General features: G+C 71.1%; 14 protein-coding genes and 1 tRNA gene. 1 reads left to right on the top strand and 14 read right to left on the bottom strand.

Going from position 1 to position 24,588, the window contains the following annotated elements; all coding sequences use genetic code 11:
• Window positions 1-1,100: 1,100 nt before the first annotated feature.
• From trhA to JS521_RS06700, 12 genes are all read right to left on the bottom strand, one after another.
• Window positions 1,101-1,754: a PAQR family membrane homeostasis protein TrhA gene (gene trhA / locus JS521_RS06755; RefSeq protein ID WP_205081816.1), complete on the bottom strand. Its 654-nt coding sequence runs from the start codon at window positions 1,752-1,754 to the stop codon at window positions 1,101-1,103.
• Window positions 1,755-3,199: 1,445 nt separating this feature from the next.
• Window positions 3,200-3,273, bottom strand: a tRNA-Thr gene (locus JS521_RS06750).
• A 118-nt stretch (window positions 3,274-3,391) separates the two neighbouring features.
• Complete coding sequence (locus JS521_RS06745; RefSeq protein ID WP_205081815.1) at window positions 3,392-4,921, bottom strand: alpha/beta hydrolase; 1,530 nt, start codon at window positions 4,919-4,921, stop codon at window positions 3,392-3,394.
• An 88-nt stretch (window positions 4,922-5,009) separates the two neighbouring features.
• Window positions 5,010-6,215, bottom strand: coding sequence for a DNA polymerase III subunit delta' (locus tag JS521_RS06740; protein ID WP_205081814.1), 1,206 nt, complete (start codon window positions 6,213-6,215; stop codon window positions 5,010-5,012).
• Window positions 6,216-6,409: 194 nt separating this feature from the next.
• Complete coding sequence (tmk, locus tag JS521_RS06735; protein WP_205081813.1) at window positions 6,410-9,655, bottom strand: dTMP kinase; 3,246 nt, start codon at window positions 9,653-9,655, stop codon at window positions 6,410-6,412.
• Between the two features lie 170 nt (window positions 9,656-9,825).
• Window positions 9,826-12,741, bottom strand: coding sequence for a type I DNA topoisomerase (gene topA, locus JS521_RS06730; protein WP_205081812.1), 2,916 nt, complete (start codon window positions 12,739-12,741; stop codon window positions 9,826-9,828).
• A gap of 282 nt (window positions 12,742-13,023) precedes the next feature.
• Window positions 13,024-13,221 (bottom strand): hypothetical protein, encoded by a 198-nt coding sequence (locus JS521_RS06725; RefSeq protein WP_205081811.1) that lies wholly within the window; start codon window positions 13,219-13,221, stop codon window positions 13,024-13,026.
• An 809-nt stretch (window positions 13,222-14,030) separates the two neighbouring features.
• The gene (locus JS521_RS06720; RefSeq protein WP_205081810.1) at window positions 14,031-15,566 is read right to left on the bottom strand and encodes a DUF7059 domain-containing protein; all 1,536 of its coding nucleotides are present in this window, start codon (window positions 15,564-15,566) and stop codon (window positions 14,031-14,033) included.
• 79 nt (window positions 15,567-15,645) lie between these two features.
• Entirely contained in the window at window positions 15,646-16,365 is a 720-nt protein-coding gene (locus tag JS521_RS06715) for a dynein light chain family protein (RefSeq protein ID WP_205081809.1), read from the bottom strand.
• Window positions 16,366-16,796: 431 nt separating this feature from the next.
• Window positions 16,797-19,226, bottom strand: a complete 2,430-nt coding sequence (locus JS521_RS06710; protein ID WP_205081808.1) for a sodium-translocating pyrophosphatase — start codon at window positions 19,224-19,226, stop codon at window positions 16,797-16,799.
• Between the two features lie 427 nt (window positions 19,227-19,653).
• Window positions 19,654-20,124, bottom strand: coding sequence for an ATP-binding protein (locus JS521_RS06705; RefSeq protein ID WP_205081807.1), 471 nt, complete (start codon window positions 20,122-20,124; stop codon window positions 19,654-19,656).
• A gap of 199 nt (window positions 20,125-20,323) precedes the next feature.
• Window positions 20,324-20,677: an STAS domain-containing protein gene (locus tag JS521_RS06700; RefSeq protein WP_003967428.1), complete on the bottom strand. Its 354-nt coding sequence runs from the start codon at window positions 20,675-20,677 to the stop codon at window positions 20,324-20,326.
• A 79-nt stretch (window positions 20,678-20,756) separates the two neighbouring features.
• Here JS521_RS06700 and sftH point away from each other — a divergent pair, with 79 nt between their 5' ends.
• Window positions 20,757-23,237, top strand: a complete 2,481-nt coding sequence (gene sftH / locus JS521_RS06695; protein ID WP_205081806.1) for a DEAD/DEAH box helicase — start codon at window positions 20,757-20,759, stop codon at window positions 23,235-23,237.
• Between the two features lie 23 nt (window positions 23,238-23,260).
• On the opposite strand, the gene JS521_RS06690 is transcribed toward sftH, so the two are convergent.
• Window positions 23,261-23,821: a TlpA family protein disulfide reductase gene (locus JS521_RS06690; RefSeq protein ID WP_205081805.1), complete on the bottom strand. Its 561-nt coding sequence runs from the start codon at window positions 23,819-23,821 to the stop codon at window positions 23,261-23,263.
• 126 nt (window positions 23,822-23,947) lie between these two features.
• The gene (locus tag JS521_RS37460; RefSeq protein WP_372448559.1) at window positions 23,948-24,448 is read right to left on the bottom strand and encodes an Rv3654c family TadE-like protein; all 501 of its coding nucleotides are present in this window, start codon (window positions 24,446-24,448) and stop codon (window positions 23,948-23,950) included.
• Between the last annotated feature and the right edge of the window lie 140 nt (window positions 24,449-24,588).

The raw sequence follows: 24,588 nt of genomic DNA, 5'->3' as shown, positions 1-24,588 counted from the left end.
CCGCCACCCCCCGGGTCCGCCGGACCCGCCCCGTCTCCCACGTCGCGATCGCCGCCCGCGCGCTGTCCGCGGCCCCCACCGGGGCCGCCCCCGCGGGGGGGGGCGGCGCGGGGCGCCTGTCGCGCCCCCGGGGCCCCGAAGGAACTGCTACACCATCAGCCGGCCTTGATCGGCTACGCCGGCTCTGTGTTTCCGCATACCTGCCGGGAAGAGATCCGGGGGTTGCGGGGATCGCGGTTGCTTGACCGGAGACCACCTCACTCACGATGTCCTGCGGTACCCGGGCCCAACACGTCCGCCCGGGCGATCCTGATGGCGCTCAACTCCTCCGTTCTTTCCCTCTGGACAAACCACTTCCGTACTCCTGGTGGCCTCTCACAGCGCCACTCCGACAGCCAGCCCCGTCGCCCGTCGTGCATCTGCTCTGGCTTAGAACCCCACTGCCGAACTTCCCGGTACGCGCGCCGCAGCCTGACGCCATTTACCGAGGTACCACTGGTACTGCGGACTGCACTTGCTTCCTGCGGTTGTGCTCACGGCAGCCCCTGAAAACTGCGGGCCACCCGGTCCGGTCGTCAGCCCCGTCGCCATCCTGCAAGAACCCTGGCTTCGGAACTCCACCACCGCACCGACCTGCACACTGCAACTGCTGAGTACTGCTGCCCGGTAGTTCATCTCTACCAGGCCCTGCTGTCCTTCTCGCTTACGAGAGAAACCATAACCACCCCGCACCCCAATGTCTACCTCGGCCAGAACAGATTTTCATGCGCTAGCGAGAAAGGCTCTCTGCCTGAGCCACCTGCGGAGCGCAGATGGGTCACCCCCGCCTAGACCCTCGCACCCGACCAGGGCCGCTACCCGCAGTTGGGCACATCCGGTCGGAGCGCGGCCGGACAGGACACAGGCCCCGTTCGGACAGGGCTCCAGCACGGCCGACGGAGACCAGGGTGGCCTGGTGAACACGATGAGCGTCGACGTCTCACCTGCCCGCTCGGCGACGGCACCTGCCCTTTGGGCCAGCTCACCCATCCGCCGGCCCGGGCAACATCACGGTGGCCGTCCACGACAACGGCGGATCGCCCCTCATGAGCGGTGACTGGTCAGCAAGCGGCCAAGAGGATGGCGATGTAGTGCACGGTGAACGCTGCCACGGTGAGCGCGTGGAACACCTCATGGAACCCGAACCACCGAGGTGAGGGGTCGGGGCGCTGGAGTGCGTAGACCATTGCGCCCGCGCTGTAGAGAAGACCGCCGACCACGATCAGGATGAGTACGGCCGCTCCTCCGGTGTGCAGGAAGTCGGCCAGGTACCAAACCGGCGCCCACCCCAGAGCCAGGTAGCACGGGGTGTACAGCCAGCGCGGCGCTCCGACCCACAGGACCCGGAACGCGATGCCGACCAACGCGCCCGCCCAGACGGTCCACAGCAGCACAGACCTGTCGTTGGGCGGCAGAAGCAGCACGGCCAGGGGGGTGCAGGTACCGGCGATGATCAGGAAAATGTTGGCGTGGTCGAGGCGTCGCAGGAGAGCCTCCCCCAGTGGCCCCCAGGTACCGCGGTGGTAGATGGCGCTTGTCCCGAACAGCAACCAGGCGGTTACCGCGTAGACGGTGCAGGCCCAGGACGCCTGCGGCGTGCGAGCCAGCCAGATGAGCGCGATGCCCGCGATCAACGAGGCGGGGACCATCCCCGCATGCAGCCAGCCACGCAGCCTCGGCTTGACCGGCTCCACCAGGTCGACAGCCTGCTCCACCAGAGCGGCGACCGGATGACCACCCTTCGCTCTGTCGTCACCCTGGGCTTCGCGGGGCCGAGCGGCTTTGCCGCGCTCTCCACGCCCCGCGCCGACGTGGACACCTCCAGATCCAGTTGCATCGCGGGACACGGCTTCCCGACCTTCACCGGACTCATGAGCGTCACTGGCAATCATGCGCTCATGCTAGAAAAGCCAACGCGAAAGCCCTCAAGAGGTCCGGGAGAAAGAACTCGCCGCCGATGCGGAACCGACGCGCCAGACGAACCCCCGCGCCCCCGACGTCGGTTCGACCTGCCGGAGCCGAGTAGACCGACCGGCCGCGGGGAACGATCAGGCTTCCGGACCGGCATCTCCGCTCGCCCACCCGCAAGGATCGCCCATGCTCCCTGAAGTTCGCCCCCATCTGTCCACCCATCTGACCGATCAGCTGGAACATCAGCTGGGCCCCTCTTCGGGAACCAGCCAGCCCGACGTGGAGCGCCTCGCAGGCATCGCAGTCGTCGCAGCAGCCCACTCCGGTGGCTACGCGGCAATCGGCCATCTCCTCGGACTTCTGGCCGCGCTCCCCGCCCCCACCGAGGCAGGAGAACGCTTCTGGTCGGATCTGTGGAGATCTTCCCCTGGCCCGACAGATTCTTTCTGCCGTCGACGAGATGACCCCGCCCCAACGCCTCGCAGCGGCGTGCAGGACATGCCAGGCGGTGAGTTCGAGATCACGGATCCATAGTTCGCCGATGACTTGTGTCTTGAGGTCGGGGAGGTGGTCGGACTCGACGAGGGCTTGGCCGATAACCTCTCCGCCGACCGCAGGTCGGACGATCCTGTAGGGCGGAAAGCCTTCCTCAAAGCTTGGTCGAACGTCTGAGAGCAGGCAACGGCGCGTCCGCGGCGGACGACAGCCGCTCGCTCGGGCTCGCTCAGCTGGGTCGTAAGTGACGTGCCGCAACCCTGCGGCACACCACAGGGAGCTTCCCCCCTCAAAGCACTTGGCCCAGCGCACAAGCGTGGCCGCACTCCCCGCACACAGTGAGGGGCATGACGGCCGACGGCGACCAGCAGGCTGGTGGAACAGCGACTGGCAGCTGCTGCTGAGAGGCTTCTTCCATATGTCGGACCAGCACGGAGAGCCCTCCGGCCGAACCGCCCCTCCGCAGGCATCGGAAACCTTCCCTTTCCGACGGGGCGCACGCTTCCCTGACGCAGCGTCAAGCACGCTTGTCCACCGGCTGTCCACCGGAGCAAGTGACCACTAGGTCACCGAAGGGCTCAGCTATACCAAAACTGCAAGTCAGAGCCTTGCCGCAACTCAAAGACGACAGCGAAACGAACATGCGACCTACGCATTGAGGCGAACAGGTCATAAGTGACGGATATACCGTGATGTCACGCTCACCAAAAGAGAAAACCCCAGGTCACGGGCTATGTGACCTGGGGTTCTTCTGAGCCGCCTTCGGGATTCGAACCCGAGACCTACGCATTACGAGTGCGTTGCTCTGGCCAACTGAGCTAAGGCGGCGCGCCCTGTCGCACTATGGTGCGATCAGCAGCGGAGCCAAGTCTACACAGTTTCCGGGGGTGCTCCGCACACGGCACCCCCGGAGGCGTTTGTCCTGGTCAGAGTGGTTCAGAGGTAGTCAGGTGCACTTCTTGGCGTCGGTGGGCGGGGTGCCCTCCAGGAGGTACGTGTTGATCGCCGTGTCGATGCAGTCGCTGCCCCGGCCGTACGCGGTGTGGCCGTCGCCCTCGTACGTGAGCAGGGTGCCGGAGGAGAGCTGCTCCGCGAGGGCCTCGGACCACTTGTACGGGGTGGCCGGGTCGCGGGTGGTGCCGACGACGACGATCGGGGCCGCTCCCTTCGCCTCGGTGCGGTGCGGGGTGCCGGTGGCCTTCGTCGGCCAGTACGTGCAGTTCAGGGAGGCCCAGGCGAAGCCGCGTCCGAAGACCGGGGAGGCCTTCTCGAAGTCCGGGACCGCCTTCTCGACCGCGTCGGGGCCGTCGAAGGCGGGCGGCAGGTCGAGGCAGTTCACGGCGGCGTTGGCGAACATCAGGTTCGCGTACTTCCCGCTCGGCTCGCGCTCGTAGTAGCTGTCGGCCAGCGAGAGGAGGCCGGAGCCGTCGCTGCGCTGCGCGCCCTCCAGCGCCTCGCGGAGCTGCGGCCAGGCCGCCTCGTCGTACATCGCGGCGATCACCCCGGTGGTCGCCAGGGACTCCGTCAGCTCGCGGTCGTCGCCGGTCGGGATCGGCTTGGCGTCCAGGTCCGTGAAGAGCTGCTTGAGGGCGGTCGCCGCGTCGGCGGTGTTCGTGGTGCCGAGCGGGCAGTCCGGCTGCTTCACGCAGTCGGCGGCGAAGGACTGGAAGGCCCCCTCGAAGCCCGCCGTCTGGTCGCGGTTCATGTCGACGGCCTTCAGAGACGGGTCCATCGCGCCGTCCAGGACGAGGCGGCCGGCCCGCTTCGGGAAGAGGTCCGCGTAGGTCGCGCCCAGGAAGGTGCCGTACGACGCTCCGACGTAATGCAGCTTCTCGTCGCCGAGCAGGGCGCGCAGGACGTCCATGTCTCGGGCCGTGTCGACGGTGGAGACGTACGGGAGGATCTCGCCGGACCGCTTCTCGCAGCCCGCCGCGAACTTCTCGAAGGCGGCGGTGAGCTTCCGGACCTCCGCGTCGTCCTCCGGGGTCTGGTCGACCTGCGTGTAGGCGTCCATCTCCGCGCCGGTGAGGCACTCGACGGGCTCGCTGCGGGCCACGCCGCGCGGGTCGATGGCCACCATGTCGTAGCGGGCCCGCACCGGGGCCGGATAGCCGAGTGCCGCGTACCCCTGGAGATAGCCGATCGCGGAGCCGCCGGGGCCGCCCGGGTTCACCAGGAGGGAACCGATCCGCTTGCCGGGACCGGTGGCCTTCTTACGGGAGACGGCGAGGTCGATGTCCCCGCCGTCCGGCTTGTCGTAGTCCTTCGGCGCCTTCATCGTCGTGCACTCGAACCCCTCCACTCCGCAGTCGCGCCAGCTCAGCTTCTGCGTGTAGTACGACGACAGCCCCTCGGGGGCCGCGGTGCCGGTGGCCGAAGCGTTCGGCGACGAGCCGCTGCTGCTGCAGCCGGAGATGAGCAGGCCGGCAGTGCCGATCCCGATGGCGAAGGTGCGGAGCAGGCGCCTGGTATCCATTCAGGGAGCGTATCCGCAGGGTGACGAGTCGTCCGATTCCCTGCTCATTCGGGTGAACAGGCATCTGGCCCGAAAGCCGCGGGAGACCTCAGCCCGCCCGCAGCGCCATCGTCATCGCCTCCACCGCGAGCAGCGGCGCCACGTTCCGGTCCATCGCCTCCCGGCAGGCGATCACCGACTCGATCCTGCGCAGGGTCTGCGCGGGCGTCGAGGACTCGGCGATCCGGTCGAGGGAGTCCTGCACGTCGACATTGGCGATGGCCAGCTTCGAACCCAGCTGGAGCGCCAGCACATCGCGATAGAACCCGGTCAGCTCGGTCAGGGCCAGGTCCAGGCTGTCACGCTGCGTACGCGTCTTGCGGCGCTTCTGCTTGTCCTCCAGCTCCTTCATCGCCCCCGCCGTACCGCGCGGCATCCGGCCCCCGGCCACCCCGCCGAGCGCCGCCTTGAGGTCCTCGGTCTCCTTGACGTCGAGCTCCTCCGCCATCTGCTTGGCGTCGTCGGTGGCCGTGTCGATCAGCTCCTGGGCCGCCTTGAGGCAGCCGCCGACGTCGGCGACCCGCAGCGGGACCTTCAGCACCGCCGCCCGCCGCGCCCGCGCCCGCTCGTCCGTGGCGAGGCGACGGGCCCGGCCGATGTGCCCCTGGGTGGCGCGCGCCGCGGAGTGCGCCCGCTCGGGGTCGACGCCGTCGCGCCGGATCAGGACGTCGGCCACGGCCTCCACCGGCGGGGTGCTCAGGGTGAGGTGCCGGCAGCGGGAACGGATCGTGGGCAGGACGTCTTCCAGCGAGGGGGCGCACAGCATCCACACCGTGCGCGGCGCGGGCTCCTCGACGGCCTTCAGCAGGACGTTCCCCGCGCCCTCGGTGAGGCGGTCGGCGTCCTCCATGACGATGACCTGCCACCGCCCGACCGCCGGCGAGAGCTGGGCGCGCCTGACCAGGTCCCGGGTCTCCTTCACGCCGATGGAGAGCAGGTCCGTGCGGATGACCTCGACGTCGGCGTGCGTACCGATCAGGCTCGTGTGGCAGCCGTCGCAGAAGCCGCAGCCGGGCGCTCCGCCCAGCGCCCGGTCCGGACTCGTGCACTGCAGCGCGGCGGCGAAGGCCCGCGCCGCCGTGGACCGGCCGGAACCGGGCGGTCCGGTGAACAGCCAGGCATGCGTCATCTTCGAGCCCTGGTCCAGCGGCTTGCCGTCGGACACGGCGGTGACCAGCGCATCGGCGTCCCGGGCGGCAGCGGCGAGCTGTTCCTGTACTCGGTCCTGTCCGACCAGGTCGTCCCATACGGTCATCGGTCACCGCCCTTCCGGTGGTGTCGTGCACGGCCCGCGAACCGCGGTGCGTCGTCGCTCTCCACTGGTCGCTCTCCAGTGGGCGCTCTCCGTTGGTCGCTCTCCATTGTGGGGGACGCCACTGACAGTCCGGCCCGCCCGCCCCCGGAGGGACGGACGGGCCGGGACTTCGCCGTAGGCGGTGGGCGGGTACGTCAGCCGCGCGGGCGACGTCCCCGGCCCCGGCGGTCCTCGTCGTCCTGGCCGCCGAGGAGCTCGTCCGCCAGGGTCGGCAGATCGTCCAGCGGGGTCTCCTCCGCCCAGTCCGGGCGGGGGCGCTTGCGGCGGACCTGCTGCCGGTCCGGGGCCGGGGCGTTCGGGTCCTCGACCTGCGGCAGTTCCCGGGTGCGCTCGTTCTCGCTCTCCGCGGGCGAGGGCGCCGGGCTCTCGTCCCGGAAGAAGCCCTGGGGCATCCGGTCGGAGGGCTGGTCGTCCCGCACCGGCGGCAGCACGGCCGTCTCGTCCGCGTCCCGGGCCTGCCGAGGACCCGACCGGCCTGCCGGCCCCGCCGATCCCGCCGCCCCCTGGTCCGTGAAGCGCGGCAGCATCGTCGTCTCGTCGTCCCCGGGAGCCGAACCGGAACCGGAGCGACCGGAACCCGCGGAACCCGACGAACCCGAACGACCCTCGTCCTCCGGTCGCGCCGCCGGAACCGGCTGCGTGATCTCGTTCGGGTTCACGATCGGCGTGGGCACCGTCAGCTCGTTCTCCGGAACGGACGGGCCCTCCGACCGCGAGGCCGTCTCCGCACGGGACGCCCGCGCAGCCTCCGCACGTGCAGCCTCAGCCCGCTCGGCCTCGGCCCGCGCCGCCTCCGTACGGGCTGCCGCCTCGGCCTCGGCCCGGCGGCGGGCCTCCTCCGCGCGCATCAGGGCCTCTTCGGCCTTGCGCTGCTTCTCCAGCCGCTGCGCCTCGGCCTCCTGGCGCTGCCGCGCCTCCTCCTCGGCCTTCAGGCGCAGCCGCTCCTGCTCGGCCTCGCGCACCCGCTCCTCGGCCTCCAGCCGGAGCCGGTCCTCCTCGGCGCGGCGGCGGGCCTCCTCGGCACGCTGCCGGGCCTCCTCCGCCTGGCGCTCGGCCTCGCGGCGGCGGGCCTCCTCCAGCTCGCGCTGCTTGCGCTCCTCCTCCTCGGCGCGCAGCCGGGCGAGCTGCTCCTGGCGCTCCTTCTCCAGGCGCTCCTCCTCGGCCTTGCGGGCGGCCTCTTCCTCGGCCTTGCGCCGCGCCTCCTCCTCGGCCTTGCGCCGGGCCTCCTCGATGGCCTCGATCTCGGCCTCGGAGAGCGGAAGGAGCTGGTCGAGCCGGTGGCGTACGACCGTGGTGATCGACTCCGGCTCCTGGCCGGCGTCCACCACCAGGTAGCGGGTCGGGTCGGCGGCGGCCAGGGTCAGGAACCCGGACCGTACCCGCTCGTGGAACTCCGCCGGCTCCGACTCCAGCCGGTCCGGAGCCTCCGTGAACCGCTCCCGCGCGGTCGCCGGATCGACGTCCAGCAGCACCGTCAGATGCGGTACGAGGCCACTCGTCGCCCACCGCGAGATCCGGGCGATCTCGGTCGGGGCCAGGTCCCGGCCCGCGCCCTGGTAGGCGACGGACGAGTCGATGTAGCGGTCGGAGATGACGATCGCGCCGCGCTCCAGCGCCGGGCGGACGACGGAGTCGACGTGCTCGGCGCGGTCGGCTGCGTACAGCAGGGCTTCGGCCCGGTTGGAGAGACCGGCGGAGGACACGTCGAGCAGGATCGAGCGCAGCCGCTTGCCGATGGGGGTGGCCCCGGGCTCGCGGGTGACGACGACGTCGTGGCCCTTGGACCGGATCCAGTCGGCGAGCGCCTCGACCTGGGTGGACTTGCCCGCTCCGTCGCCGCCCTCCAGGGCGAGGAAGAAGCCGGTGGACGCGGGCGCGACGGCCGGTTCGTCGCCGCGCAGCGCCTCGCGCAGGTCCCGGCGCAGCGGCACGCCCGCCCGGTCGTCCGTCTTGGCGAGGACGAAGGCGGCGACGGGCAGCAGCAGCGCGCCGAGCAGCATCAGGGTGAAGGCGGCCCCGCCGTGGGCGAAGACGAAGTCGCCGGCGACCAGGCGGTGCCGCCCGATCGCGGCGGCCAGCAGCGGTCCCGCGACCGCGCCGAGCGCTACGAGCACCCGGACGACGGCCTGGAGGTGCTCGGTGGTCCGGGCCTGCCGGAACGCCTCGGTCTCCTGGTCGATCAGGATGTGCCCGGTGTTGGCGGCGACCCCGGCGGCGTAACCGGCGAGCAGGGAGATGGCGATCCCGGTCGCCGTGTCCGGCACCAGGCCGAGCGCGAGGAGCGCGAGGCCGGTGACCATGACGGCCAGCGCCAGCAGTCGGCGGCGCGACAGGGTCGGCAGTACGTGGCGTGCGGTGCGGATGCCCAGCGCGGTGCCGCCGGTCAGTCCGAGGACCAGCAGCGCGAACGTGGCGGGCCCTCCGCCCAGGTCGTAGGCGTGCAGGACGGAGATGGCCGCGGCCGCGGCCACGGCTCCGGCGACGGCCGCGCAGACCGCGACCAGCAGGGGGACCGCGCCGGTGCGGCCCTTGTCCGGGCCGGTGCCGGTGGTGGGACGGCGCAGGCCCTCCAGCGGGGAGCGCGGCCGGGGCGTCCGGTCGGCGGGGAACTGGAGGAAGTACAGGGTGGAGATGGAGGCGGAGAAGAGACCCGCCGCGACGTAGGACCCCAGGGCCGCCTGGTGGAAGGAGAACCACTCCAGGCCGGAGCCGAGGAGGTTGCCGACCAGCGTGGCGGCCAGCAGGACCACCGCGGCGGCGGGCACCGCGAGGAAGTTCGTGCGCAGCGAAAGGCGGCGCAGGGCGTCGAGATGGTCGGGCAGGGGGCGTACGGCCGCGCCTTCGGGGGGCGGGCCCGGCAGCAGCGCCGGGGCGGCGCTGTCCTTGGCCACGGCCCACAGGCGCTCACCGGCGCCGGTCACGAAGACGGTGATGAGGACCATCATGAGCGCCTTGTCGGGCGTCCAGTCGATCCACAGCGGGGCGACGACCAGCAGCGCCAGGCGCAGCCCGTCCACCCCGATCATCAGCCATCGCCGGTCCAGCTTTCCGCCGGGCCCCGTGAGGGACGTCAGCGGTCCCAGGAGTACGGCTCCGAAGAACAGGGTGGAAAGGATCCGGGCACCGAAGACGGCGGCGACGGCGAAGGCCGCCCCGCGGTATCCGGTGCCGAATGAGCCCTCAAGGACCGCCGCTTGCAGCGACAGCAGCACCAGCACGAGAAGGGCGAGTGCATCGCCGATACCGCCGACGAGCTGGGCACTCCACAACCGCTTCAGCGGGGGAATGCGCAACAGGGCCCGTACGGCGCGCTCGCGTGAGTCTGCGGCAAGTGTGTCGGAGGTGGGGCTCACGACCGTTGGCTGCTCGGCTCGCGTCATCCGCCCAGCCTATCGGCAGCGGTGCGGTGACTGTCGGCCCGTCCGAACATATGGCCGTAGACAGTTTCCGGCCAGGCCTCCCACCCGCCTTGAAACGCCGCCGCCCCGCGCCTGGATCACAGGGATCGAGGGCGCCGGGCGGCGAGCGAACTGCGCGGTGCGAGGGCCGGTCAGTCGTCCGACGGAGACGAGGACGGGGCGGCGGAGGAGGCCGAAGCCGTCTTCTTCGCCGTGGTCGCCGTCGTCTTCTTGGCGGCGGTCTTCGTGGCCGTCGCCTTCTTGGCCGTCGTCGTCTTCTTCGCCGCGGTCTTCTTGGCGGCCGCGGTCTTGGTGGCCGTCGTCTTCTTGGCGGCCGTCTTTTTGGCGGTCGCCTTCTTCGCGGGAGCCTTCTTGGCCGTCTTCTTCTTGGCGGGCCCCTTGGCGCGCTTCTCGGCGAGCAGCTCGTAGCCGCGCTCGGGCGTGATCTCCTCGACGCTGTCACCGGTCCGCAGCGTCGCGTTGGTCTCGCCGTCGGTGACGTACGCGCCGAAGCGGCCGTCCTTCACCACGACCGGCGCACCGCTGACCGGGTCGGTGCCCAGCTCCTTCAGCGGCGGCTTGGCCGCGGCCCGGCCGCGCTGCTTGGGCTGGGCGTAGATCGCGAGGGCCTCTTCGAGGGTGATGTCGAAGAGCTGGTCCTCCGAGGTCAGCGACCGGGAGTCGGTGCCCTTCTTCAGATACGGGCCGTAGCGGCCGTTCTGCGCGGTGATCTCGACACCCTCGGCGTCCTCGCCGACGACGCGCGGCAGAGACATCAGCTTGAGGGCGTCGGCGAGGGTGACCGTGTCCAGGGACATGGTCTTGAAGAGGGAGGCGGTCCGCGGCTTCACCGCGTTCTTGCCGGTCTTCGGCGTCCCCTCGGGCAGCACCTCGGTGACATACGGGCCGTAGCGGCCGTCCTTGGCGATGATCTGGTTGCCGGTCACCGGGTCGGCGCCCAGCTCGAAGTCGCCGCTGGGCTTGGCCAGCAGCTCCTCGGCCAGCTCGACGGTCAGCTCGTCGGGCGCAAGGTCCTCGGGCACGTCGGCACGCTGGTGGCCCTCGGCGCCCTTCTCGCCCCGCTCGATGTACGGGCCGTAGCGGCCGACGCGGAGCTTGATGTCGTTGCCGACGGGGAAGGACGAGATCTCCCGGGCGTCGATCGCGCCGAGGTCGGTGACCAGGGCCTTCAGACCGCCGAGGTGGTCGCCGTCGCCGTTGCCCGCGTCGGAGGCCGCACCGGCTCCGGCGGGGTCGTCGCCGGACTCGGCGCCGAAGTAGAAGCGCTTGAGCCACGGCACGGACTGGGCCTCGCCGCGCGAGATGCGGTCGAGGTCGTCCTCCATGCGGGCGGTGAAGTCGTAGTCGACGAGCCGGCCGAAGTGCTTCTCCAGCAGGTTGACCACGGCGAAGGACAGGAACGACGGGACGAGCGCCGTGCCCTTCTTGAAGACGTAACCGCGATCCAGGATGGTCCCGATGATCGAGGCGTACGTGGAGGGGCGCCCGATCTCGCGCTCTTCCAGCTCCTTGACCAGCGAGGCCTCGGTGTAACGGGCCGGGGGCTTGGTGGCGTGCCCGTCGACCGTGATCTCGTCGGCGGACAGCGCGTCGCCCTCGGCGACCTGCGGCAGCCGGCGCTCGCGGTCGTCCAGCTCGGCGTTCGGGTCGTCGGCGCCCTCGACGTACGCCTTCATGAAGCCGTGGAAGGTGATCGTCTTGCCGGACGCGGAGAACTCGGCGTCGCGGCCGTCGCTCGCCCGGCCGCCGATCTTGACGGTGACCGAGTTACCGGTCGCGTCCTTCATCTGGGAGGCGACGGTCCGCTTCCAGATCAGCTCGTACAGCCGGAACTGGTCGCCGGTGAGCCCGGTCTCGGCGGGGGTGCGGAAGCGGTCGCCGGAAGGGCGGATCGCCTCGTGCGCCTCCTGCGCGTTCTTGACCTTCCCGGCGTACGTACGCGGCTTGTCGGGGAGGTAGCTCGCCCCGTACAGCTGCGTGACCTGGGCCCGGGCCGCGGAGACCGCGGTGTCCGAGAGGGTGGTGGAGTCGGTACGCATATAGGTGATGAAGCCGTTCTCGTACAGCTTCTGCGCCACCTGCATGGTCGCCTTGGCCCCGAAGCCCAGCTTGCGGCTCGCCTCCTGCTGGAGGGTCGTGGTCCGGAAGGGGGCGTACGGGGAGCGGCGGTACGGCTTGGACTCGACGGACCGGACCGCGAAGGAGGAGTCGGCGAGCGCGGCGGCGAGGGCGCGGGCGTTCGTCTCGTCCAGGTGCAGGGTCTGGGCGGAGCCGGCCTTCAGCTGCCCGTCGGGGCCGAAGTCGCGGCCCTGGGCGATGCGGCGGCCGTCGACCGCGCTGAGGCGGGCGGTCAGCGTCGAGGGGTCGGAGGCGTCACCGGTGCGGCCGGTGGCGAACTTTCCGGTCAGGTCCCAGTACTCGGCGGAGCGGAAGGCGATGCGCTCGCGCTCCCGCTCGACGACGAGGCGGGTGGCGACGGACTGGACGCGGCCCGCCGACAGCTTCGGCATGACCTTCTTCCACAGGACCGGCGAGACCTCGTAGCCGTAGAGGCGGTCGAGGATGCGTCGGGTCTCCTGGGCGTCGACCATGCGCTGGTTCAGCTCGCGCGGGTTGGCGACGGCGGCCCGGATCGCGTCCTTGGTGATCTCGTGGAAGACCATCCGGTGGACCGGGACCTTGGGCCGCAGGACTTCCTGGAGGTGCCACGCGATGGCTTCGCCCTCGCGGTCCTCATCGGTGGCGAGGAAGAGTTCGTCGGACTCGGCCAGCAGCTGCTTGAGCTTCCTGACCTGGGCCTTCTTGTCGGCGTTGACGACATAGATGGGCTGGAAGTCGTGTTCGACGTCCACGCCGAGGCGGCGTACCTCGCCGGTGTACTCGTCCGGGACCTCGGCCGCGCCGTTCGGGAGGTCGCGGATGTGCCCGACGCTCGCTTCGACGACGTATCCGGGGCCGAGATAGCCCTTGATCGTCTTCGCCTTGGCAGGCGACTCGACGATGACGAGTCGGCGGCCGCCCTGTGCGGTCTCGCTGGTCGGGGACAACTTCGCTCTTCTCTCCGGTCGACACTCGGTGGGCATCCGGGGCAGCGTGATGGCGCTGCCCGCGGTGCTGTCGCTGCGGAGTGTGACGGTACAACCCGCCCCCGTGTCAAACGGCAAAAGCCCGCAACGGCCACTCGAACGGTAACCCGACTTCCGCCATTCCTGCCGCCCGGACCGCCGGGTCCGGGCCACGCGGGGCTTGGGCCTGCGGCTTTTCGGAGAGGGTCGCGGTGTGCGCCGGAGAGCCTGTCGGGCCGGGCGTCGCCCGGCCTGGGACGGGGGTCAGACGAGCGTGAAGACCCACACGCCGAGACCGAGGAAAACTACGCCGAAGAGCGTCGTGAGGGCGGTGGAGGCGACGGGGCTCACACCGTGCGCCACCGGCGCGCGATGCAGGGCTCGCGCCCCTGTCCAGATCAGGAGGGCGGCGCCGAACAGCGCCAGGGCCGTACCGGCGAAGACTGCTGAGACGCTCTCCATGTCGTACCCCTAGACCGTCGTATGACCCGTCGCACGACGCGTCGGGGAGCCGCCCGGGACGGGCTGGCCGGCCCGTCGGAGCCGGACCTCGGCGGTCCGGCACGGGGAGGTTGTCACCCCGGGGCATCGCCCACACGAACCGCGGGTGAACAGCACTCCCCCGCCGACCGGCGGAACACCATCGGCCGCATGCGGCGCGCCGGAGCCGGGACGGGGGCGGGGCCGCAGCACCCCGTGACCGGAATGTGCGGCCCGGGCGCGCCGCAGGAGCCGGCGGACACGAACACGCTGGTTAATAAGGACACCGCGCCTCGGCCGCCGATCAACGCCCACCGGTACCGGAAGCCCCCGGGCCGCCCCGGCAGCCCGCGCCCGCCTTGGCCGCACATGACTGCGCGCTGCGGGGGCCTGGCCGCAGATGGCCGCACACAGCCGCACGCCGCGCGGGGACCTGACCGCGCCGCGCCGCGCCGGCGTCCCGGCCGCAGCGTCCGGGGCCCTGGCCGCACCACAGCCGCACGCCACGCGGGCACCTGACCGCGCCGCGCCGGCGTCTCGGCCGCAGCGTCCGGGGGCCTGGCCGCACCTGGCCGCACCACAGCCGCACGCCACGCGGGCACCTGACCGCACATGGCCGCGCGCCGCGCACGCCCCTGGCGACGCGCCGGGATCCGCGCCGGCCGGCCTGGCTCACCCCGCCCCACTCCACCCGGCGCGCCCAGCCCCGCGCGCCGTATGACACCCGACGCGCCCAGCCCCGGGCGCCGTCCGACATCCGACGCACGCAGCCCCGAACCCGGGCGGCGGGCCTACTCCCCCCGCGCCCCGACACCGGGTGCCGGCTCCAAGAAGCCCTCCTCGACCAGCAGCCGGATGGCCTGCGGGGTCCGGTCGCGCAGGAGCACCGGGTCCTCCGCCATCAACTGCGCGATGGCGTCCAGGATCCGCCCGGCGGGCAGCGAGCCGTCGCACACGCCGGCGAACCCGGCGGCCACCGCGTCGACCTTGGTCGCCCGCATCATGCCCCGATGCTGACGCAGCACCACATGCTCGGGGTCCTCCGCGCCCGGCAGGCCGACCTGCTCCTGCACGACCTCGGCGGCAAGGGTGAAGTGCCCGGCGAGCAGCGCCGCGTCGTCCTGGTCGCGGAGATAGTCCTGGCGGGCGAAGTGCTCCTCCACCGCCCCGCCCAGCGGCTGCTGCACCGCGTGCGGCCACTCCTCGACGACGATCGAGGGGTTGCCGGCCGCCGCTGCGGCGGACTTTCGCAGGGTGATCCAGCCGAATCCGACGGACGTGGTGCCCCGGGCCTCGAACTCGTCGAGCCACGCCTCGTACCGCTCGTCGTACTCGCCCGGGTCGCTGCGGTGGTCGCCGCTGTCCCGCAGCCACAGCTCGGCGTACTGCGTGACGTCCTGGACCTCGCGCTGGACGATCCAGGCGTCGCAGCCGTACGGCACCCAGGAGCGCAGCCGGTCCTGCCACTCCTCGCCCTCCACGTGCTGCCAGTTGGCGAGGAACTGCGCGTATCCCCCCTCGTTCAGATGGTCGCCCGCCTGCTGCACGAGCGTGCGGCACAGGTCGTCACCGCCCATGCCGCCGTCGCGGTAGGTGAGGCGGGCGCCGGGCGAGATGACGAAGGGCGGGTTGGAGACGATCAGGTCGAACGTGTCGGAGCCCACCGGCTCGAAGAGGGATCCCTCGCGCAGATCGGCGGGGGTGGCACCGGACAGGGCGAGGGTGAGCCGGGTGAACTCCAGGGCGCGGGGGTTGAGGTCGGTGGCGGTGACCCGGGTCGCGTGCTGGGCGGCGTGCAGCGCCTGGATGCCGGAGCCCGTACCGAGGTCGAGCGCCGAGGCGACCGGCGTACGCACGGTGATCCCGGCGAGGGTGGTGGAGGCCCCGCCGACGCCGAGGACGACGCCCTCCTCGCGCGTGCCGATCCCGCCCGCACCGCCAACCGCGCAGCCGAGGTCGGACACGATGAACCAGTCCTCGCCGTCCGGCCCCCCGTACGGCCGTACGTCGACGCACGCGCGGACCTCCCCGCCCGCATCGCTCTCGCAGGTCACCCAGCCGTCCGCGACGCACTCGTCCAGCGGCAGGGCCTCACGGGCCCGCTCCTCGGCGACGGGGCGCTGCAGAAGGAACAGCCGCACCAGCGTGTCGAGCGGGGAGTCGCCCCGGGTGGCCCGCAGGGCGGGGACGGTCTCGCTGCGGGCGAGGGCGGCGTAGGCGGGCGCGCCGAGGCGGTCGAGGAGCCCGTCCGCGGTGAAGTCCGCGGCGAGCAGGGCCTCACGGAGGGTGGCGGCGTGGTCGGGTGCGGGAAGGCTGCTCTTACTCACCCACCCATTGTGGCCGGTCCCACCGACAACGGCAGCGGCCCGGACACCCACCGGGCGTCCGGGCCGGGAGAGGAGCCGCTCAGGCCTTCTTCTCCGAGGAGTCCTTCTCCGCCGGTTCCTCGCCCGAGGAACCCTTGTCGCTGGAGTCCTTGTCCGTGGACTCCTTGTCCGTGGACTCCTTCTTGTCGGGGGCCGTGCCCTCCGGAGACGCGTCGGCGTCGGCGTCGGCCCCGGAGCCGGAGGGGCCGGTGGAGGCGGTCTGCTTCTGGCAGCCCTCCTGCTTCGACATCGCGACCCCGACCTTGCCGGACTGAAGCTTCCTCAGCGCCTGGTCACCGCCGGTGCTGATCTTGTTGAGCTCGTCGGCGATGGCGTTCAGGCCGTCGGCGAACTTGCTCTGCTCCTTGGTGTCGAGTGCGTCGACCTTGGTCTTGAGGTCGGCGTAGGCCTTGGAGGAGGCGTTGAGCTCCTTCACCGCCGCCTTCTGCGTGGCCTCGCCGTCGTCGACGGGCGGCGGACCGGCCGAGTCCACGGCCGTGCCGAGCGCCTTGTACGCCTGGGACATCTGCCCGAAGGCGACCGAGTCGGCCTTCTGGACGTCGGCGGGCTTGTTGTCGTCCCCGGTCTTCTCAAGGATGGAGGCGTTGGCGTTGTTGATCTTCTGGAGTTGCGGCTGGACCTGGTCGCAGACCTTCTTGGCCCAGTCGTTGACCTTGTCGTCGCTGTCGTCGCTGCAACCCGACAGCGTCAGTACGAGTACCGCACCGCCGGACAGTGCGGCTGCAAGCTTCTTGTTCACCGGATTGGTCCCTTCCAAGGCTCTCGGCCCGGAACCTACACGCCGAGGGGGCGACAGCCGGGTGCCAGTCATCCGTTGTGCACCCTTTTGAAGCCATTTGCACCAAGGGAAATGAGGGAGATGCCACTCACGTCGAGAGTCGTACGTGCGAGCGGTCACTCATCCGAAGGACGGAATCCGCGGGGCGGAAGAGGCGGCCGATGGAGGCAGGCGACGGTCTCCGCCGGAGGGAGTAAGAGACGACGGAGGAAGCGGGAGGGCCGAGGAGGAGCCAGAGTGGGACGGGCCGGGACGGGCAGGCGCGGCGAGGAACGAGAAGGCGCCGAGGGGAGGACGCGGACGGACGGCACGTCAGCACGCACCGTCCGCCCACTCCTTGATTACGCGTCACCCAGGAACGGGGCAGCCGCTGCCCCTCCCTCGCGTACGGGTCACGGGGCCGCTGCCGGATCCGGCGCGGGGACCGAGGGGCCGCCGTCCCCCGAGGCGTCGTCGTCGCCCACGGCGATGCCCCGCCGCTTGGAGACGTACACCGCGACGACGATGATCCCGATGGCCACGACGGCCACCAGCGCCCGCACCCAGGGGTTCGCGTCCGCGCCGTAGCTGAACTGCACGATCGCCGGAGCGATGAGCAGGGCGACCAGGTTCATCACCTTGAGGAGCGGGTTGATCGCCGGGCCCGCCGTGTCCTTGAACGGGTCGCCGACCGTGTCGCCGATGACGGTCGCGGCGTGGGCCTCGCTGCCCTTGCCGCCGTGGTGCCCGTCCTCGACGAGCTTCTTGGCGTTGTCCCAGGCCCCGCCGGAGTTGGCGAGGAACACCGCCATCAGCGTTCCGGTGCCGATCGCGCCGGCGAGGTACGAACCGAGCGCGCCGACGCCGAGGGTGAAGCCGACCGCGATCGGCGCCAGCACCGCGAGGAGCCCGGGCGTGGCCAGCTCGCGCAGGGCGTCGCGGGTGCAGATGTCGACGACGCGCCCGTACTCCGGCTTCTCCGAGTAGTCCATGATCCCGGGACGCTCACGGAACTGTCGCCTGACCTCGTAGACCACGGATCCGGCGGACCGGGACACCGCGTTGATGGCCAGCCCCGAGAACAGGAAGACGACCGCCGCGCCCAGGATCAGGCCGACGAGGTTGTTGGGCTGCGAGATGTCCAGGCTCAGTCCGAGGTCGCCCACCCCTGCCCCGACGTCGTCGACCGCCGTGGCGATGGCGTCGCGGTAGGAGCCGAAGAGCGCGGCCGCCGCCAGGACGGCGGTGGCGATGGCGATGCCCTTGGTGATGGCCTTGGTCGTGTTGCCGACCGCGTCCAGGTCGGTGAGCACCTGGGCGCCGGCGCCCGTGACGTCCCCGGACATCTCGGCGATGCCCTGGGCGTTGTCGGACACCGGGCCGAAGGTGTCCATGGCCACGATGACGCCCACCGTGGTAAGGAGCCCCGTGCCGGCGAGCGCGACCGCGAAGAGCGCCAGCATGATCGACGTACCGCCCAGCAGGAACGCCCCGTAGACCCCGAGGCCGATCAGCAGCGCGGTGTAGACGGCCGACTCCAGGCCGATGGAGATGCCCGCGAGCACTACGGTGGCCGGGCCGGTGAGCGAGGACTTCCCGATGTCCCGGACGGGGCGGCGGTTGGTCTCGGTGAAGTAGCCGGTGAGCTGCTGGATGAGCGCGGCCAGGACGATACCGATGGCCACCGCGACCAGGGCGAAGATCCGCGGATCGCCGCCGTGCCCGGCGATCGCCTCGTCGGCGACCCCGTCCAGCTCGGCGTACGAGGACGGCAGATAGGTGAAGGCGGCGACGGCCACCAGGGCGAGCGAGATCACCGCGGAGATGAAGAAGCCGCGGTTGATCGCGGTCATCCCGCTGCGGTCGGTGCGGCGCGGCGCGACCGCGAAGATCCCGATCATCGCGGTGACGACGCCGATCGCCGGAACCATCAGAGGGAAGGCGAGTCCGGAGTCGCCGAACGCGGCGGTCCCGAGAATGAGGGCTGCCACGAGCGTGACGGCGTACGACTCGAAGAGGTCGGCGGCCATGCCCGCGCAGTCACCGACGTTGTCACCCACGTTGTCGGCGATGGTGGCGGCGTTACGCGGATCATCCTCCGGGATCCCTTGCTCCACCTTGCCCACCAGGTCGGCCCCCACATCGGCGGCCTTGGTGAAGATCCCGCCGCCGACCCTCATGAACATGGCGATGAGCGCCGCACCGAGGCCGAATCCCTCCAGCACCTTGGGCGCGTCGGCGGCGTAGACGAGCACCACGCAGGAGGCCCCGAGCAGACCGAGCCCCACCGTGATCATTCCGACCACACCGCCGGTACGAAAAGCGATCTTCATCGCTTTGTGCGAGACGGCGGTGAGATCCTTTTCCGGTTCGCCTTCCGCCGGAGTCGCCTCCCGCGCGGCCGCGGCCACCCGCACATTGCTCCGTACGGCGAGCCGCATGCCGATGTATCCGGTCGCAGCCGAGAAAAGCGCACCCACGAGGAAGAAGAGGGAGCGCCCCGCGCGCTGCGACCAGTTGTCGGCCGGCAACAGGAACAGCAGGAAGAACACGACGACGGAGAAGACACCGACGGTGCGCAGTTGCCGGGCCAGATAGGCGTTCGCACCCTCCTGGACCGCCGCGGCGATCTCCTTCATCCGTTCGGTGCCCTCGCCGGCCGCCAGGACCTGGCGTACGAGCAGCTGGGCGACGATCAGCGCGGCGACGGCGACGACCGCCACGACGATGACGATCAGCCGGTTGCCGTCGGTGAGTACCGCCGCCGCGAGGGAGACGGGTCGGTCGGAAAGTGCGGATTCTTGCGTCAGTGCTGCCATTGGGGTGGTGAAGAACTCCGCCATACGTCCTCCTTGACGCTCAGCGCTCAAGTCGTGGACGGATTGTAGGGAGCGGAACCTGATCAAAACAGTGGGTGGGAAGAGAAATGATCGCTCTCCCCCCAACGCCGAAAGATCAGCGGAGCGATTCTCCTCGAATGCAGTAATGGGTCAGGCGCATTATGCGAGGACCCTCAAGAAAAAGGCCCTGCTCAGCAGGGCCTGGAAAAACGAAACATCACATGACCCACGCACCTCGTGACCCACGAGCCTCAGCGACTCGGGAACGCGGGCACGGGGCTCAGCACCAGAGGAACGTGGGTGCGGAGCTCTCGGCACACCGGAACGCGGGCGTAGGCCTCAGCACAACCCCGGGAACGCGGCGCGGGCCGCGGCCCTCAGCACCCCGGGAACCCCGGGAACCCCGGGAACACAAGCGCGGGTGCAGGCCTCAGGGCCGTACCGCGGCGTCGGCCGTCGGCCAGCTCATGCGGATCACGCCGCCGCCTGCACCGGAGCGAACCTCCACGTCGTCGACGAGACCACTGATGACCGCGAGGCCCATCTCGTCCTCACCCTCGCCGTCGGCCTCGGATCCGGGCCGCGCCGAGCCCGCCCCGGACCCACCGGAGGCGTCAGGCGCACCGGACTCGGCCGGATCGGCGCCGGGATCGGGGACGCTGTCCCCGACCTCGATGGAGAACGCCTTCTCCTCCTCGGTCAACGCGACGCTGACCGGCGCGGTGATGCCGTGACTGCGGTGCAGCCCGACCGCGCGGCTGCACGCCTCGCCGACGGCGAGCCTGACCTCGTCGAGCACCGCCTCGTCCACGCCGGCCCGGCGCGCCACGGCGGCCGCCACCAGGCGGGCCGTCCTGACATGTTCAGGCTGGGCGCTGAAGCGGAGTTCAACGGTGGCCATGCCATCCCCCTCGAACGTTCGGGCGTACGCCTCAGGGGCCCCGGGCGTGTCGCCCGGCACCCCTGCTCTCCTCCTCCGGAAGCCGACAAAGCCGACAGCCGACCCGAAGGTCGACCGCCTGCCCGTCGCGGCCCATGCGCTGCCGCTGTCGGCCTGTTCACTGCCTGCCGACCGACCCGGGGGCCGGTCCGCTCCGACCTCAGTCGGTGGCGGCGACAGCCTCGTCGACCGTGGTGTGAATCGGGAACACCTTGGTCAGACCCGTGATCCGGAAGATCTTGAGAATGCGCTCCTGGTTGCAGACCAGGCGCAGCGAGCCCTCATGGGCCCGGACACGCTTCAAGCCGCCCACGAGCACGCCGAGGCCGGTGGAGTCGAGGAAGTCGACGCCTTCCATGTCGACAACCAGGTGGTAGCTGCCGTCATTCACCAACTCGACCAACTGCTCGCGCAGCTTGGGCGCGGTATACACATCAATCTCGCCACCGACCTCGACGACCGTACGGTCGCCACCAGGGCCGGACACATTGCGAGTCGACAGGGACAGGTCCACGGATCCTCCAGCACCTTGCTATGGAGCGGTCGCCCCTCGCTCTCCCCGACGGAGGCCAGGGGACGGATCGCCAGCCGCGATGGCATTCAATCACTTACCAGCAGCCATGCACGACGCCTTGGGACCATTGTCCGTCACGCCAGTGACACACTCGGTGTCGATGGCCAAGAATCACCGTCCCGGACGACCACCCGAGAGCAGGGGCTCGCGCCCCTCTCCCGCCATGATCCTCGACCGGCTCGCCACAGGGGCGGGCCGGGCCGCGCGCATCACTCATACGGAGCACCTGCCCCCGAGATCGGGAACCCATGCCATCTGGCCGGATCGCGTGCGGCCAGAAGTGATCTCGGCGATCGAAAAAGCCGGGATCGACCATCCGTGGGCGCATCAGGCGGCCGCGGCCGAGCACGCTCTGGACGGCGAATCGGTCGTGATCGCCACCGGCACCGCCTCCGGGAAGTCCCTCGCGTACCTGGCGCCGGTCCTCAGCACCCTCCTGGACGGCTCGGAGGCCCCGAACGGCCGCGGGGCCACCGCCCTGTACCTCGCGCCCACGAAGGCCCTGGCAGCCGACCAGCGGCGCTCGGTGAAAGCACTCGCGGCCCCGCTCGGCAACGCCGTCCGACCCGCGGTCTACGACGGCGACACCCCGGTCGAGGAACGCGAATGGGTACGGCAGTACGCCAACTACGTCCTGACCAACCCCGACATGCTGCACCGCGGCATACTCCCCTCCCACCCCCGCTGGTCCTCGTTCCTGCGCGCCCTGCGGTTCGTCGTGATCGACGAGTGCCACACCTACCGGGGCGTCTTCGGCTCCCATGTCGCCCAGGTACTGCGCCGCCTGCGTCGCCTGTGCGCCCGTTACGGGGCCGATCCGGTCTTCCTGCTGGCGTCGGCCACGGCGGCGGATCCCGCGGTCGCAGCCGGGCGTCTGACGGGCCTGCCGGTCGTCGAGGTGTCCGACGACGCCTCCCCACGCGGCGAACTGGTCTTCGCCCTCTGGGAGCCCCCGCTGACCGACCTGCACGGCGAGAAGGGCGCCCCCGTACGCCGTACCGCGACGGCCGAGACCGCCGACCTCCTCACCGACCTGACCCTCCAGGGCGTCCGCTCGGTCGCCTTCGTACGCTCCCGGCGCGGCGCGGAACTGATCTCCGTGATCGCCAAGGAGCGCCTCGCGGAGGTCGACCGCTCACTGCCGAGGCGGGTCGCCGCCTACCGCGGGGGTTACCTCCCCGAGGAGCGCCGGGCCCTGGAGCGGGCGCTGCACTCCGGCGAACTGCTCGGCCTGGCGGCCACCACCGCCCTGGAACTCGGCATCGACGTCTCCGGCCTCGACTCGGTGGTCATCTGCGGCTACCCGGGCACGCGGGCCTCCCTCTGGCAGCAGGCGGGCCGCGCCGGCCGCTCGGGCCAGGGCGCCCGGGCCGTCCTCGTGGCCCGCGACGACCCGCTGGACACGTATCTGGTACACCATCCGGAGGCGCTGTTCCGGCAGCCCGTCGAGTCGACGGTGCTGGACCCGGACAACCCCTACGTCCTGGCCCCCCATCTCTGCGCCGCGGCCGCCGAGCTGCCCCTCACCGAACCCGACATCACGCTCTTCGGCCCCGCCGTGCCAGAGCTGCTGCCGCAGCTGGAGGCGGCGAAACTGCTGCGCAGACGGGCGTCGGGCTGGCACTGGACCCGCCGCGAACGGGCCGCCGACCTCGCCGACATCCGGGGCGGGGGCGGCCGCCCGATCCAGATCGTCGAAGAGGGCACCGGCCGCCTGCTGGGCACCGTCGACGCGGCCGCCGCCCACACCGCCGTCCACGAGGGAGCCGTCCACCTCCACCAGGGCCGCACCCACCTGGTCCGCAAACTGGACCTGGAGGACTCCGTGGCCCTGGTCGAGCAGGCCGAACCCCCGTATTCGACGGTCGCCCGCGACACCACGGCCATCACCGTCCTGGAGACCGACACCGAGATCCCCTGGGGCCAGGGGCGGCTCTGCTACGGCTCCGTCGAGGTCACCAACCAGGTCGTCTCCTTCCTCCGCCGGAAGCTGATCACCGGGGAAGTCCTGGGCGAGACGAAACTCGACCTGCCGCCCCGCACCCTGCGCACCCGCGCCGTCTGGTGGACCGTCACCGAGGACCAACTCGACGCGGCCCGCATCAACCCGGAGATCCTGGGCGGCGCCCTCCACGCCGCCGAACACGCCTCGATCGGCCTCCTCCCCCTCTTCGCCACCTGCGACCGCTGGGACATCGGCGGCGTCTCCGTACCGCTGCACCCGGACACCCTCCTGCCGACGGTCTTCGTGTACGACGGCCACCCGGGCGGCGCCGGATTCGCCGAGCGGGCCTTCCACACCGCCCGTACGTGGCTGACGGCGACCCGGGAAGCCATCGCGTCCTGCGAGTGCGAGGCGGGCTGTCCTTCCTGCATCCAGTCCCCCAAGTGCGGCAACGGCAACGAGCCCCTGCACAAACGCGGAGCCGTACGCCTCCTCACCGAACTCCTCAGAGCCGCGCCCCCGGAACCGGACGAATCAACCACGCCGACGGATTGATCCCACACTGCCGGGAGGTTCCGTCAAGACGGCAACAGCGGCGTGGCCAACCGCTTCAGCTCCGCTTCGCCGATCGCTCCGATCCAGGTCGCGGCGATCCGTCCCTCCGGGTCGACGATGATCGTGAACGGATATCCGACGGTGTTCACCAGCCCTTTCGGAAGCTGGAGGATCTGCCGTCCCTGTGGGTCGTGCAGGCTCGGATACACGAGCTCCATGTCCCTCTCGAAGGCCCGTGCGTCGCCGACCGACACGTCCGCGTTGACTCCCACCACGCGCAGGCCCTTGCCCTGCAGCTCCTCGTGCACCCGGGAGAGCCCGGGGGCCTCCGCACGGCACGGGCCGCACCACGATGCCCACGCGTTGACCACGACGACCCTGCCCCGCAGCCCCTTCAGGCTGAACCTGCCGTCTCCGTCGACACGTTGACCCGCCAACTCCGGCATATCCACCCGGTCGGCGACCGCGTACGACTTCAGCGGCGCGGGCCCGCCGGCGTCGTCCGCAGGGAGCGGCGATGTCGAGCATCCCGCCAGCGCGGCCAGCAGGACGGCAACCGCGATCGAGGCCCGTAGCGTCTTCACGTCCGCCGATGATGCCACCGGAGTCGCGGCCAGGCACACGTGCCCCGCAGAACACCGGGGCCGCCAGAACGACTGCCCCGGCGATCACTCCCCGGGGGCCCACCGGACCCGGGCGCCACCTACCGGTCACGGTGGCGGGAGGTCCGTTCGAGGCCCTGTCCTGAGGCCAGCTGGAGGCCCAGTCGACGAATCGGCCCCAGCGGCGCCCTCTGCCACGGGGTCGGCCGAGGCCGCCTCGAGGTCGGCCGACGACCCGACCAAGGGATCAGTCGCAGGCCCGCCCAGGGGATCGGTCGCAGGCGCGGCACGGGGATCGGTCTTCGCCCCGGCCCAGGGATCGGTCGCGAGCCCTGCCACGGGGTCGGTCGGCGGCCCGGCCCGGGCTCTGACGGTGGGTAGGTAGGGTCCGAATCCCGAACGGGCGGTCACATCGGCGATCTCCCCGTGCACCGCACAGCGAACCACCACGGCGTCCTGTGCCAGGGCTACCCTCCGGGCGGCATCGCACGCGGCCACCGCTCCCTCCAGCGCCCGGTCCGCAGCCGCGAGAGCTGCCAGATCCGCGGCCCCGCCCGCCCGGTGACGGGCAGCAACAGCCTGTCCCAGCGCGAGCACCACGGCGAACACGGTGCACAAGCCGGCCGCGGTGACAGCCACCCACACCGTCGCCACGCCCCTATCCGCCCCACGGCCCACGCCCCGGCCAATACTGCCCGCCCCGCGGCCCGAGATCTGGTCCCTGCCCCACCGCCGAAACACGTCCCGAC

Origin of the sequence: Streptomyces durocortorensis, from assembly GCF_016901035.1 — a bacterium.
Taxonomy (GTDB): domain Bacteria; phylum Actinomycetota; class Actinomycetes; order Streptomycetales; family Streptomycetaceae; genus Streptomyces; species Streptomyces durocortorensis.
The sequence above is the reverse complement of the archived record's forward strand: the minus strand, read 5'-3'. Positions and strand labels throughout refer to the sequence as shown.